The organism is Corynebacterium kalinowskii (assembly GCF_009734385.1).
Lineage (GTDB): Bacteria > Actinomycetota > Actinomycetes > Mycobacteriales > Mycobacteriaceae > Corynebacterium > Corynebacterium kalinowskii.
In genome coordinates this window covers 1,131,587-1,144,852 of record NZ_CP046452.1, presented here as the reverse complement: position 1 = coordinate 1,144,852, position 13,266 = coordinate 1,131,587, and the positions used below count along the sequence as shown (strand labels likewise).

Genomic DNA, 13,266 nt, shown 5'->3' with positions numbered 1-13,266 from the left:
ATATATCCAAACAAGGACAGCTTAATGCTCCCTTTTCGCCCAGCACAGAACCGACACGGATGAGTCAACCATCACTCGAGTGCTACCCAGGATGTGACCAAGGTCAAAGCACGGTCTAGAATGGGAACCCTAACCCCAGGAACACCCCCATAACAGGAGCTAAAAGTATATGTCTGAGAAGCCATTCCGCCCTTCCGAAGAACGTCACCATGTTGTCATTATCGGTTCCGGCTTCGGTGGACTGTTTGCAACTCAGCGTCTGAAGAAGGCTGATGTCGACGTCACCCTGATCGACCGCACCAACCACCACCTGTTCCAGCCGCTGCTTTACCAAGTAGCAACCGGCCTGTTGGCATCCGGTGAGATCGCTCCAGCCACCCGCCAGATCTTGGCGGACCAGGACAATGCCTACGTAGTCAAGGCTCGGGTCACCGGCATTGATATCAACGAACAGACTGTCACCACGCAGCTGGGCAACAACACCAAGGTCTTTGGCTATGACTCCCTCATCGTCGCAGCCGGCGCTGGTCAGTCCTATTTTGGCAACGACCACTTCGCTCAGTTCGCGCCAGGTATGAAGGACATCGACGATGCCCTCGAAATTCGCGCCCGCATCATGGAGGCCTTTGAGCGCGCCGACATGACCCAGGATCCAGTAAAGCGCGAGCGCTACATGACCTTCACCATCGTCGGTGCCGGCCCAACCGGTGTCGAGCTTGCTGGTCAGTTGGCTGAAATGGCTAACCGCACCCTGAAGGATCAGTACCGCAACATCGATCCTTCCCAGGCGAAGATCATCCTCCTGGACGGCGCTCCTCAGGTACTGCCTCCATTCGGCAAGCGCCTGGGTCGTAACGCCCTGCGTCGCCTGCAGAACCTCGGCGTGACCGTGATGCTGAACTCCATCGTTACCGACGTGAACGAAGAGGCGATCGTCGTCAAGAACATGAAGGACGACTCGGTCTCCACCATTCCTTCCTTCTGCAAGATCTGGTCCGCAGGTGTGGCTGCTTCCCCACTGTCCAAGATGGTTGCTGACCAGGCTGGTGCCGAAGTTGACCGAGCTGGCCGCGCGATCGTGAACGAAGATCTCACCGTTGGTGAGTACAAGAACGTCTTCCTGGTCGGCGACATGGCAAACCGCGACAACCTCCCGGGCGTAGCCCAGGTAGCCATGCAGGGTGGCGAATACGCCGCCGAGCAGATCATCCACGAGCTGAACGGTCGTCCGAACACCGAACGTCCTAAGTTCGAGTACTTTGACAAGGGTTCCATGGCCACTGTCTCTCGCTACTCCGCAGTGGTGAAGATGGGCAAGCTTGAGTTCACTGGCTTCATCGGCTGGTTCATGTGGCTCGCAGTTCACATCATGTTCCTCGTCGGCTACCGCAACCGCTGGACCGCCGCGTGGGCATGGGGCCTCAACGTCCTGTCCCCTAAGCGTTGGCAGATGACCGTTACGGATCAGCAGCGCAAGGCCCGTAACCTGATTGAGCAGTAGTTTCGCCCCATCTCCCCCGTGAATTCCGGTAAATTCGCGGGGGAGATTTCTATGCAGTTTCAAGGAGCCGTCATGCCTCGCAGTATCCCCCGTGTCTTGTCCATCGCTGGCACTGACCCCACCGGAGGGGCGGGTCTGCACGCCGATCTTAAATCCATTCTGGCCGCGGGTGGCTACGGCATGGGCGTGGTAACTGCCCTAGTTGCTCAGAACACGCACGGTGTCCGCAGCGTCCACATCCCGCCCGTCGATTTCCTCACTGAGCAACTCCACGCCGTCTCCGACGATGTCCACATCGATGCCGTCAAGGTCGGCATGCTCGGCACTTGCGACATCATCAAGGCAGTGTCCGCCTGGTTTGAGCCAATCGATGCGCCACTAATCCTGGATCCGGTGATGATCGCCAGTTCCGGCGACCGCCTGCTCGACCCTTCAGCGGAGTCGGCGCTCCGCGAGCTCGCCGCCGCTGCCACCATCATCACGCCCAACATCCCAGAACTAGAGGTGCTCACGAGCCAAAGCCTTTCCTCCGTGGACGAAGCGATCACCGCGGCGCAGGGCTTCGCGCAAACGCACGGCACCCTCGTCGTGGTCAAGGGCGGCCACCTCGAAGGCAACGAAGCGGGCAATTGGCTTGTCGATGCCAACGGCATCCTCTCCCACACTTCCACCCCGCGCCTGGACACAAAGAACACGCACGGAACGGGCTGCTCACTCAGCGCTGCGCTGGCCACCCGACTGGCAAAAACCGGCGACCCAGCGCTAGCTCTGGAATGGGCAACACTGTGGCTTCACGACGCCATCGCCTCCGCCGACCAGCTGGAGGTTGGCTCGGGCAATGGCCCGGTCGACCACGGTGTCTGGCTACGCGCGCTCAAGGACGGCGATCAGGAAGCCTGATTGCGGCGAGAAGGGCTTGAGGTCCCAGGTGGATAGCAGGAGGCTTTCCTGCAGGCCGACGGAGGCGCAGTCCTCAAGGAATTGGCGGTAGTGGTAGCCCCGGTCGGTGCCGAAGCCGATGACGAGGCGACCGCCGTCGGCAAGCTGGCCAGCCATCGCACGCAGGGCAGGAACGCGGCCAGCGGGGGCGAGAAAGGTGATGACGTTGCCTGGTGAGACGATGACATCGTAGGGTCCCTCGGGCACCTCACCTGCTGCGAGGTCGCCGACGATCCACGCGCAGTCCGCGAACTGGCTCTCTGCGTGTCCAATGAGGGTGGGATCGATGTCTACCCCGGTGACCCGGTGGCCGAGCCTGGCCAATTCGCCACCTACTCGTCCGGTGCCGCATCCGGCATCAAGAATGCGGGCGCCGCGTGGGGCCATTGCGTCTACGAAGCGGGCTTCGCCATTAATATCCTTGCCTTCGGCAACGAAGCTCTTCCAGCGCTGCGCGTAGTTCTCGGAATGTTCCGGATTCGCGGCGACAATTTCTTTCCAGGTACGCATAGCTGACAAGTTTACGCGGACAGCACCATCGTTCGAAGAGTGGTGACGGCAAGCAGCTTGCCCCGATGGGTGCAGCGCACTTCAAATGCCTGCGTGGTGCGACCAGCATGGATCGTCGTAGCCTCGGCGTCAATCACACCAGACGAACAGGCAGCCAGGAAATTCGTGTTGTTGTTCAGACCCACGACAGGGGCGCCTCCGGCGGCGCAGAATCCTGCGATTGAGCCCAAGGTTTCTGCGATGCTGCAGTACACGCCACCGTTGACAATCCCAGCGACCTGCAGCAGTTCCTGAGTGACGGGAATTTCGGCCGCTACCCGCTCTGCGCTGACGTGGGTGAATCTGATACCGATGTGCTGCGAAAATCCGCGGTCAGCGGCGTTGAGCTCGGCAAGCTCAGTATCGCGAAGTGGCCGGTCTTTGGCGGCAGCAAACAAGGCAACGATGTCCATAGTGCTTGATCTTAGACTGCTCGAGTCTGGTTGCACGGCGTGAAGCAGGTAGCATATAGACCATGACTGAGAACACTGCGAATACTGGCCTTGCCCACATCGGAGTCGTTGGTTTGGCCGTCATGGGCTCGAACCTGGCACGTAACTTTGCATCCCGCGGCCACACCGTGGCCCTGTACAACCGCACCTATGAAAAAACTGCTGTTCTCATGCACGAGCACGGCGCCGACGGTAACTTCATCCCGAGCAAGTCGATCGAGGAGTTCGTGGCTAGCCTGGAGCGCCCACGTCGCGCCATCATCATGGTGCAGGCGGGTCCTGCCACCGATGCCGTGATCAACCAGCTCGCCGCGGCCATGGAGGAAGGCGACATCATCATCGATGGTGGCAACGCCCTGTACACCGACACGGTTCGCCGTGAGCGCGAGATTTCCGCAAAGGGCTTGCACTTCGTCGGCGCTGGCATCTCCGGTGGCGAGGAAGGCGCTCTCAACGGCCCGGCCATCATGCCTGGTGGCACCAAAGAGTCTTACGAATCCCTCGGCCCACTGCTGGAGTCGATTTCTGCTGTGGTCGACGGCACCCCGTGCTGCACCCACATCGGCCCAGACGGCGCTGGTCACTTTGTGAAGATGGTTCACAACGGCATTGAGTATGCCGATATGCAGGTCATCGGCGAGGCCTACCACCTCCTCCGCTACGCAGCGGGCATGGAGCCAGCTGAAATCGCTGACGTGTTCAAGGAATGGAACACCGGCGATCTGGACTCCTACCTGGTCGAAATCACTTCCGAGGTGCTGTCCCAGGTTGATGCCGAAACAGGCAAGCCGCTTATCGACGTCATCGTCGACGCAGCAGGACAGAAGGGCACCGGTCGCTGGACCGTCAAGGCCGCTTTGGACCTTGGCATCGCCACCACCGGTATCGGCGAGGCCGTGTTCGCTCGCGCACTGTCCGGCGCTCGCACCCAGCGCGCTGCCACCATTGGCAACCTGCCTTCCGGTGAAGTGACCACACTCGAGGCGCAGGGCGTTGATAAGACCCAGTTCGTCGAAGACGTACGTCGCGCCCTCTACGCGTCCAAGCTGGTCGCTTACGCGCAGGGCTTCGATGAAATCAAGGCAGGCTCTGAGGAGCACGAGTGGGACGTTGACCCACGCGACCTGGCCACCATCTGGCGTGGCGGTTGCATCATCCGCGCGAAGTTCCTCAACCGCATCAAGGATGCCTACGACACGAACCCTGAGGTCGAATCCCTGTTGCTGGATCCTTACTTCAAGGAAGAAATCGAAGGTTTGATGGACTCCTGGCGTCGCGTCGTGGTACTCGCCACCCAACTTGGCCTGCCAATCCCCGTCTTCGCGTCTTCCTTGTCCTACTATGATTCCTTGCGTGCCGAGCGCTTGCCAGCTGCCCTGATCCAGGGCCAGCGTGACTTCTTCGGCGCTCACACTTACGAGCGCACCGACAAGCCGGGCAAGTTCCACACTCAGTGGAGCGCCGACCGCACCGAAATTGAGGCTTAAACTTACTTGACTACCTTTTCTGACCTGGGCCTACCGGTTCCCGTCGTCCACGAACTCAAACGCCAGGGCATCATCGAACCCTTCCCTATCCAAGCGGCGGCCATCCCCGACGCATTGGCAGGACGTGATGTCCTAGGACGCGGGCCAACTGGCTCAGGCAAGACCTTCACCTTCGGGTTGCCGATGATCGACCGGCTGTCGAACTCCGGCGCGTCGAAGGCGCAGCGCCCCCGTGGCCTCGTGCTCGCACCCACCCGCGAGCTAGCGACGCAGATCAAACAACGCCTTGAGCCGCTCTGCACCGCTGCAGGCCTGCGCATCCTTGATGTCGTAGGCGGCGTGGCCATCAGCCGACACATTCAGGCGCTCAGCCGACCGGTCGACATTCTGGTCGCCACCCCGGGCCGGGCCCAGGACCTGGTGAACCAGAAGAAGCTCTTCCTCGATGCCGTGGAAATCACCGCACTTGATGAGGCTGACCACATGGCTGATATGGGCTTCCTACCGCAGGTACGCAAACTGCTCGACCTGACTCCGGCGAATGGGCAGCGGCTGCTGTTCTCCGCAACGCTGGACGGGGACGTCGATAAGCTCGTGCAACGCTACATGCACAACCCGGTGACGCACTCCACCGCGCCCGTCGAGGCATCGGTCGACACGATGACGCATTTCCGCCTGATGTGCGGTAACCGGGACCAACGCGCCGATGTCGTGGCACGGATCGCTGCTCGTGAGGGTAAAACCATCATGTTCATGCGTACGAAGCACGGCGTGGATCGTCAGGTGAAGAAGCTGCGCCGGGTCGGTATCAATGCGCTCGGTATTCACGGCGACAAGGGCCAAAACACGCGCACGGCGGCGATTGATGGGTTTACCTCGGGCGAGGTTCCGGTACTTGTTGCTACAGATATCGCGGCTCGCGGTATCGATATCTCCGGCGTTTCTCTGGTGGTTCACATCGATCCGCCTGCGGAACACAAGGCGTACCTGCACCGATCCGGACGCACGGCTCGCGCGGGAACTTCCGGCGCCGTAGTCACGTTGGTCATGCAGGAACAGCGCGATGAAGTGGACAAACTGTGCCACAAGGCTGGTGTCGATGCTCCAGAGATCGATGTCATTGCCCGACCTGGCGAGCTGACCCGCATCACCGGCGCACGTACCCCTAATGGCAAAGCCTTGCCGCTGCCTGGCCAACAACAGCCCGCTGTTGCGAAATCTGGCGGGCGTCAGCCAAGGAAATCCCAGAAGGCGCAACCGGTTGCCACGCCTCGTGGTAGCCGCAACCAACCTCGACGAAGAAAACAGAGCTAATCTAACTACCGCCTCATGGACATATTCTTAAGCATCGCGTCACTGCTTGGCTTTATCGCCCTTACCGCCACTACGGGTCTCTTTGTGGCAATTGAGTTTGCGCTCAGCGGCCTGGAGCGCTCTACCGTCGAAGAGCACGTACGTACGAAGGGGGACGGACTAGCAAAGTCCGTCCAACGCGATCACAACAACCTGTCCTTTGTGTTGTCCGGCGCGCAGCTCGGCATTACTATCACCACGCTGGCCACAGGTTTTCTGGCAGAGCCAATCCTGTCGGGTTACTTCACCCCAGTGCTCAAGCTGGTGGGTTTGAGTGAATCTGCATCCACGGCCACCGCAGTGATACTGGCCATGCTGGTGGCAACGCTGCTGTCCATGGTTTATGGCGAGTTGGTACCGAAGAACTACGCCATCACTCGCCCGCTTGCAGCGGCACGTTTCGCTACTCGTCCGGTGCACATTTTCAACATGATCTTCAAGTGGTTCATCATCGGGCTGAATTCCTCGGCCAACGCTGTGCTGCGGAAGTTTGGCATTGAACCTGCAGACGAGCTTGCTTCTGCGCGTTCTGCCGAAGAGTTGCAGTCGCTGGTGCGCACCTCAGCTGAACACGGCGAATTCGACCAGGCAAAGGCACGGTTGGTGAATAACTCGCTGGAATTCGGAGAGTCAAGCGCGGAAGATTTCATGACGCCACGCTCGACCATCGAGGCGCTCAGCGTGGATGATACTGCCGCAGATCTACTCGAGTTGGCCCGGGAAAGTGGCCACTCACGCTTCCCGATCGTCGATGGCGACCTCGACAACACCATTGGGGTGGTCCACGTCAAGAACGCCTTCGCTGTTCCCGCAGATAGGCGATCCATCGTGTCCTTGCGTTCCATTGCTCGCCCCATTCCGGTGATCCCGGCGAGCCTCGACGGTGACTCGGTGCTCGAGGCCGTGCGCTCCGCAGGCTCCCAAGTTGTCCTCGTCGCCGATGAGTACGGCGGCACCGCCGGCCTCGTCACCATTGAAGACGTTGTGGAGGAAATCCTCGGCGAGGTCTACGACGAGTACGACGATGCTGATGCCGAGCGCGACTTCATTCGCGACGGTGCCGCCTGGACGGTGGCCGGATTGGCCCGCGTCGACGACCTGCCCGAGACCATCGGCTACTACCCACCAGAGGGATCCTACGAAACCCTGGGCGGTCTCATCATGGCCGTGCTGGGGCGCATCCCTGAAGAAGGCGACCTGATGGTTCTGCCAGACGCCGAAAACGACGCCTTCAACGAGTTTGAATCCGGCATCCGTGGCCGCTGGACGGCCCTGGTCACCGCGATGGACGGACGTCGTGTTGATCGAGTGACGTTGCAGCCAGTGTCCAACGAACGCGCCGAGGAGATGCAGCGATGAGTCTCGGATCCGCATTAGCCCTCACCGTCGGCCTCCTGGCCCTCAATGCTTTCTTCGTCGGTGCCGAGTTTTCCCTGATCACCTCCCGCCGCGACCGATTGGAAGCCCTGATTGCTCAGGGCAAGACCCGCGCGCGCCAGGTGCTCGCTGCCTCAGAGGATCTGTCCATGATGCTGGCAGGCGCCCAGTTCGGCATCACGGTCGCCTCCTTGATCCTGGGCAAGGTCGGCGAGCCTGCCATCGCGCACCTGATCGAAGTCCCATTCCATGCAGCGGGGCTTCCCGACGGACTACTCCACCCAGTTTCCTTCGCCATCTCCCTGGCAATCGTCACCATCCTGCACATCCTGTTCGGTGAGATGGTTCCGAAGAACATCGCCATCGCTGGCCCGGAATCGGTAGCCATGCTCCTGGTTCCGCCGCACATGATGTTTGTGAAGATCACCCGCCCGCTCTTGCTCGCGATGAATCACATGGCGCGGATCACCTTGCGTATGTTCGGCATCGAACAGCGCGATGAGCTCGATTCCACAGTGAACCAGCAGGAGTTGGCATCGATGATTCGGGAGTCCCGCTCTGAGGGCTTGCTCGATGCGGAAGAGTCTGCCCGTCTGGCCAAGGCGCTGCGCTCCGATGCCCGCAGCATTCAAGAGGTGATCATCCCGATGGACACGGCCCGCTGCCTCAACTTCGGCGCGTCCGGCCCGTCGCTTGGTGCCCTCATGGACGCCGTCACCACCACCGGATTCTCTCGCTTCCCAGTCCTGGCAAAGGGCGGCAACCCCGTGGGCTACATCCACATCAAGGATGTCCTGGATCGCCTCGGCGATACCGATGGCGAGCGCGAGACAATTCTGCCCCGCTCTAGTCTCCGCCCGCTTACCACCTTGGAAGCCGACGCGACGCTCGACCAAGCCATGACCATCATGCGCAAGCGCCGGGCCCACATGGCGCAGGTTCGGGATAAAGGCCAGCTCATTGGCCTGATTACCCTGGAGGACCTCATCGAGGAGTACGTAGGTACGGTTAGGGACTGGACCCACCTGAATGACTGAAGTTCTCACCCCTGACCAGTGGCTGTCCTTGCAGGAAGCTCACGAGGAGCGAGCACACGAGCTCACGCGTGAGCACCTGCGGCGTCGCAAAGCGGGCGAGACCCATCCGGTCTGGGACTTTCTGTTCAACTACTACCCCATCAAGCCCGCGATCCTCGCGCGGTGGCACCCTGGTTACGGTCGTGCCCTGCTTCTCGACGGCCATACCCCGCCACACTTGCAGTGGCGGGACTACATCCAGGTGACGACCCCATCCGGACCTGCGGTGACCCTCGACGGCCCAGGGCTCATGGCGCGGCGCGGCCAGTCGTACGAGTACATTCTGGAACTGCTCACCCGGACACAAACAAACCCCGCGCATTTTGATTGCTTCGGATTGCACGAGTGGGCAATGGTGTATCGCACGGAGCAGCCCCGCCATTCCTTGCCGTTGCGGCTAGGGGTGGAAGGCACCGCGGCGGTGGTGGACAGCCACGCCATTAGGTGTACTCACTACGATGCTTTTCGATTCTTTACCGAGCCTGCACGTCCACTGAATTTCAAGGTTCTCGCGCGTGAGGACCAGTTTGAGTGTGATCAACGGGGGTGCCTGCACGCGGGTATGGACTTATACAAATGGGCTCATAAGCTGGGGCCTATCATTCCGGGCGCGATGTGGCTGGACACATTTGAGCTTGCTAGGGAGATTCGCCAACTAGACATGGAAGCTTCGGCCTATGATTGTCGCAGCCTCGGATTCGGTGTCGTTCCCATCGAAACCGCTGAAGGGAAAGCAGAATACGTCACCAGACAGCGCGCCTTCGCCGAGCGAGGGACAGTCTTGAGGCAGTATCTAATTGAAACGTTAGAACAATATAGGAACGAGTTTGGGAGTTAACTAGCATGGGTCGCCATCGTTCGCCGAAGAGCAAAACTCGTGTGGCTCGGGAATTGATCTACGCCATCATTGCTGTGCTGCTCCTCATCGCCGTCGGTGTCGGCTGGATGTCACTGCGCAACACAAACGCTGCCAATCGTGCCAATGAGAAAAGCTGCCCTGCTGGCGAGATCACCATTCCCTATAACCTCATGGGCAGCACGTCATCTTTGGCAAAAATCCAAGAAGAATACCTGGATACCAACCCGGTAATACAAGACTTCTGCGTAACGAGCTTCACCGGCACAACTATCAACAATGCCGCGCTGGTCTACACCGCCCACAATAACCACGACACTACGATGACACTCAGCAGGATGAACAAATCGGCAACGACAACCGAATGGCCAATCGTAGGCTTGAAGGACATTGGAGTTGCCGTTCCTGATGCTCAAGCAGGCGATCCTTCGTTTCGAAACTGGTCCGAGCTGAAGAATGTAGTTTTTATAAATGAACAAGCGCTTGCTTCTGCTATCGCAGCAGGGTCCATGGAGGACAAGCCCGCCATGACCATCCAAAGAAAGCGTGCTATCGAAGAAAAGAAGCCGTTTGTCACGGTGAGCAGCGAAGTTCCAGCAGGCTACACCTTCATCTTCCCAGATCAGCCATCTGCCCTCCACTTGCCTACTCGCATGCTTGCGGTAAACACTTCGGACTCTGTGACAGAAGAACAGTCGCGGGCGGCCGCGAGCTTCATTGAATTTGGCAAAGAGAAAGTCACTAAGGTCGATGGACCAGCGCTGACTTCGATTCAGTCTGCGCTGGCTGCCCCGCCACTTCCGGCAGAGCCCTCCCAACAATCGACAGCGCTTGGAGAGCCCGTAGCGCCGAGCGACACCCTCCTGCTTGTGGATACCTCCGAGAAGATGGGGTTGAACTTCGCCACTGTCTCTCAGAACCTCGCCACGCGCGCCACGAAGATTGGCGAAGGTGGCCACAAGGTCGGCCTGTGGAACTACTCTTCGCCGCAAAGCGCAACAACGACCCACGGCTGGCGCAACAACGTCACGCTGAATGACAATTCCGCTGGCGCTAACGCCGCTGCAGCCGTTACCAGGTTTGGTACGGGTGGCACTCCGCAGACGCACGAAGCCGTTGTCGCAGCACTGCCCTACGCCCAGCGAGTCGCAACCGATAACAACAAACCGGTGAAGGTAGTGCTCGTTACTACCGGCACCTCAGATGCTGGTTCTCAAGGTTTGCTCAACGAAAAACTCAAGGATATCGACCCTAACCGCGTGCAGCTGCACATTATCCATATTGGTGGTGGCGCCCAGGATGAAGAGCTGGCCCAGTGGGCTACCGAAAACGGCGGCTCTGCCACTGCGCCAGCGTCGGACGCTGAACGAGAAGCGGCCCTCGATCGCGTGTTGGGATTGTAAGTCTGATAACGCAAACCGCCTCCAGCTACTTGCCGGGGAGAATTCGGCAGTGACTGGAGGCGGCTTTGTTGTTGCTAAAGCTAGCTGACTACGCGGCGACGGCGACGGGCAGCGAGCTCGTCTGCCACGACTTCGTTTGCTTCGTCGATACGCTCGGAAGGGAATGCGGAAATCGTGCCGGTGAGCTCCCTCATGATGCCTGGTACAGCGATACCAAATACGCCCTGACCACCAGCAAGAAGGTCGATGACTTCTTCGTTGGAGCGGCACTCGTACACGGTGGTGCCGTCCGAAACCAGCGTGATATTGGCTAGGTCATCAACGCCCAGGTCGCGGAGCTTATCGACGGCCTGTCGAATGTTCTGCAGGGAGATGCCAGTATCCAGGAGGCCCTTTACGATCTTCAGCACGAGAATGTCCCGGAACGAGTACAAACGCTGGGAGCCGGAGCCGTGTGCGGAACGGATGGAAGGTACGACGAGCTTGGTGCGCGCCCAGTAGTCAAGCTGTCGGTAGGTGATGCCAGCTACCTGGCATGCGATCGGTACGCGGTACCCGACTTCTTGGTCTGGTCCCACGTCGAACAGCGAGCCTTGGACAGCGCGCTCTTCCATGTCATCGTTACGACTAACCACGTAATTTCTCCCTTGTAATTATCTGCGAGGCGCATTACCCCTTATCTTCAAGCAAGGTTAGACCAACGTCAAGTGTTGGCACTGCGACACGCCCTAAAGTTCAACCTTAAGTTGAGAGTTTAGAGCCATTGAGACACTTTGTCATCTTTAGTCACACGCGTGTCATTAAAAACTTTTGCCACAAGCGTGGTCAAAGTGAACTAACAGAATTATTCGCCGCGTAAGTCGTCTTCAGATACGCCAAGGCTGCGCATGAGTTCTTCGAAATCCGCATCTGCTTGGACATCACCAGATGCAGAACCGGCTTCATTAGCTACTGCGTCTTCGATGACAATGTCGAAGTATCGAACCAGGTCCGATGCAGAAACGAAAATAGAAGAATCGGTGAGTACGTCCTCATCGACCAAGATAGGGACGTCGATAATGCGGGCAATAATGAGCGCGTCGCTCGGGCGGGCATCGATCTCTTCCCCATTGCCAAGCACAAGTGACGCGATGAACACCCCTCGATGCTGGCTGATGAGGCGGACTTCCGCTACCCCGCCCATCTGTTCAAAGGTGGTCACCAACAAATCGTGTGCGGTGGGGCGACGCGGGGTGATCCCGGAATCGCGGACATCAAGCTCGTCGGCGGCGCTAGCAGCTAGCCACAGGGGTAGCACGCGACCGCGTTCGGCCCAGCGCAGCAGGGCACACGGAAACATCTCCGGACCAATGGGAGTGACTCCGTAATACTCGACTGCAATAAAACCCATGAGATTATCCGAGCTGATCGCGCAGAGCGCTCTTCACCAGAGAGGCATGCAGGGACACCACGAGCGCCGTCATTTGCTGAGACAGCTCAGTGGCGCGCTCGCGGGCAGTATCACTCTTGGACAATGCCACTGGCCCGGCTACCTGACCGATTAGGTCAGCCTGGCGCAGCGCGGTGTTGCGCAAAGAGCGGAGCTGGCGCACGTCGAAGCCGAATTCCTCCAGGGCGACACAAGTGGACACAACCCGAACGTCATCGGCAGTGAAAAAGCCAGAACGATCGCCATGGATCAGGCCTGCGGATGCCAACAGCGCCACAGCCTCGGGAGTCACACCGGCTTGCTGCGCAACATCATCGCTCGTCAGACGAGCTGCCGTAGGGGCACGGAAATTATCCGGGCTGATGATGGGGCTGGCTTCCTTGGCAGACAGCATCGTCGTGACGGTGCCGTTGTCCATTGCCTCGAGCTGTTCCCGGATGACCTTCAGCGGTAGGTAGTTGTCACGCTGCGTGATTAGAATGTAGCGCAGACGCTCAACGTCTGCCTCAGTGAAGCGTCGGTAGCCAGAGGCGGTGCGCTGTGGCGACACCAACCCCTCGGACTCCAAGAAGCGAATCTTGGACACGGTGATGTCGTCGAACTCCTGCTGCAAACGATCCAAAACCACGCCAATGGACATGGTTTTTGGAGCTTTTTTGGCAGGCGACTTGGCAGCGGAAATCCGCGGGGCTTTCACCTTTTGAGTCTGTACCGCAGATGGAGACGAAGCTGATTTAGGAACAGCGCTCACGCTTCACTTCTCTTCGAAACTAGGAGGAACAACCGGGCAATAGGATATAGACGCACCAAAGACTACATAAAGCGCTCTTGGTGCGTCGAATCG

General features: G+C 59.2%; 13 protein-coding genes. 8 read left to right on the top strand and 5 right to left on the bottom strand.

Annotated elements, in window-relative coordinates:
- The first annotated feature begins 169 nt into the window (after nt 1–169).
- Both CKALI_RS05360 and thiD read left to right on the top strand, forming a co-directional pair.
- On the top strand, nt 170–1,501 hold the full coding sequence (locus tag CKALI_RS05360; RefSeq protein ID WP_156192323.1) for an NAD(P)/FAD-dependent oxidoreductase: 1,332 nt from the start codon (nt 170–172) through the stop codon (nt 1,499–1,501).
- A gap of 72 nt (nt 1,502–1,573) precedes the next feature.
- Entirely contained in the window at nt 1,574–2,401 is an 828-nt protein-coding gene (gene thiD / locus CKALI_RS05355) for a bifunctional hydroxymethylpyrimidine kinase/phosphomethylpyrimidine kinase (RefSeq protein WP_156192322.1), read from the top strand.
- On the opposite strand, the gene CKALI_RS05350 is transcribed toward thiD, so the two are convergent.
- The gene (locus CKALI_RS05350; protein WP_156192321.1) at nt 2,366–2,950 is read right to left on the bottom strand and encodes a class I SAM-dependent methyltransferase; all 585 of its coding nucleotides are present in this window, start codon (nt 2,948–2,950) and stop codon (nt 2,366–2,368) included. The genes thiD and CKALI_RS05350 overlap by 36 nt on opposite strands.
- Nucleotides 2,951–2,961: 11 nt before the next feature.
- On the bottom strand, nt 2,962–3,402 hold the full coding sequence (locus CKALI_RS05345) for a PaaI family thioesterase (protein ID WP_156192320.1): 441 nt from the start codon (nt 3,400–3,402) through the stop codon (nt 2,962–2,964).
- 62 nt (nt 3,403–3,464) lie between these two features.
- On the opposite strand from CKALI_RS05345, the gene gndA reads away from it, so the two are divergent.
- From gndA to CKALI_RS05315, 6 genes are read left to right on the top strand one after another with little or no spacing between them, the layout of a single operon-like run.
- Nucleotides 3,465–4,928, top strand: a complete 1,464-nt coding sequence (gene gndA / locus CKALI_RS05340) for an NADP-dependent phosphogluconate dehydrogenase (protein WP_156192319.1) — start codon at nt 3,465–3,467, stop codon at nt 4,926–4,928.
- 6 nt (nt 4,929–4,934) lie between these two features.
- A complete protein-coding gene (locus CKALI_RS05335) occupies nt 4,935–6,242 on the top strand; it encodes a DEAD/DEAH box helicase (RefSeq protein ID WP_156192318.1) in 1,308 nt (435 codons plus the stop codon).
- Between the two features lie 15 nt (nt 6,243–6,257).
- Entirely contained in the window at nt 6,258–7,640 is a 1,383-nt protein-coding gene (locus tag CKALI_RS05330) for a hemolysin family protein (protein ID WP_156192317.1), read from the top strand.
- Nucleotides 7,637–8,695 (top strand): hemolysin family protein, encoded by a 1,059-nt coding sequence (locus CKALI_RS05325; RefSeq protein ID WP_156192316.1) that lies wholly within the window; start codon nt 7,637–7,639, stop codon nt 8,693–8,695. Before CKALI_RS05330 ends, CKALI_RS05325 begins: the two co-directional genes overlap by 4 nt.
- On the top strand, nt 8,688–9,572 hold the full coding sequence (locus tag CKALI_RS05320) for a 3-methyladenine DNA glycosylase (RefSeq protein ID WP_156192315.1): 885 nt from the start codon (nt 8,688–8,690) through the stop codon (nt 9,570–9,572). The genes CKALI_RS05325 and CKALI_RS05320 overlap by 8 nt, the downstream gene beginning before the upstream one ends.
- 5 nt (nt 9,573–9,577) lie before the next feature.
- Nucleotides 9,578–10,993 carry a vWA domain-containing protein gene (locus CKALI_RS05315; protein WP_156192314.1) on the top strand — a complete coding sequence of 472 codons (1,416 nt, stop codon included), beginning with the start codon at nt 9,578–9,580 and terminating at the stop codon, nt 10,991–10,993.
- Between the two features lie 80 nt (nt 10,994–11,073).
- Here the strand turns inward: CKALI_RS05315 and CKALI_RS05310 are convergent, their stop codons facing one another.
- The 3 genes from CKALI_RS05310 to ftsR form a co-directional block, all read right to left on the bottom strand.
- On the bottom strand, nt 11,074–11,607 hold the full coding sequence (locus CKALI_RS05310) for a MerR family transcriptional regulator (RefSeq protein WP_156193665.1): 534 nt from the start codon (nt 11,605–11,607) through the stop codon (nt 11,074–11,076).
- 230 nt (nt 11,608–11,837) lie between these two features.
- Entirely contained in the window at nt 11,838–12,383 is a 546-nt protein-coding gene (locus tag CKALI_RS05305) for a bifunctional nuclease family protein (RefSeq protein WP_156192313.1), read from the bottom strand.
- Nucleotides 12,384–12,387: 4 nt separating this feature from the next.
- Nucleotides 12,388–13,173, bottom strand: a complete 786-nt coding sequence (gene ftsR, locus CKALI_RS05300) for a transcriptional regulator FtsR (protein ID WP_231580538.1) — start codon at nt 13,171–13,173, stop codon at nt 12,388–12,390.
- Nucleotides 13,174–13,266 lie beyond the last annotated feature (93 nt).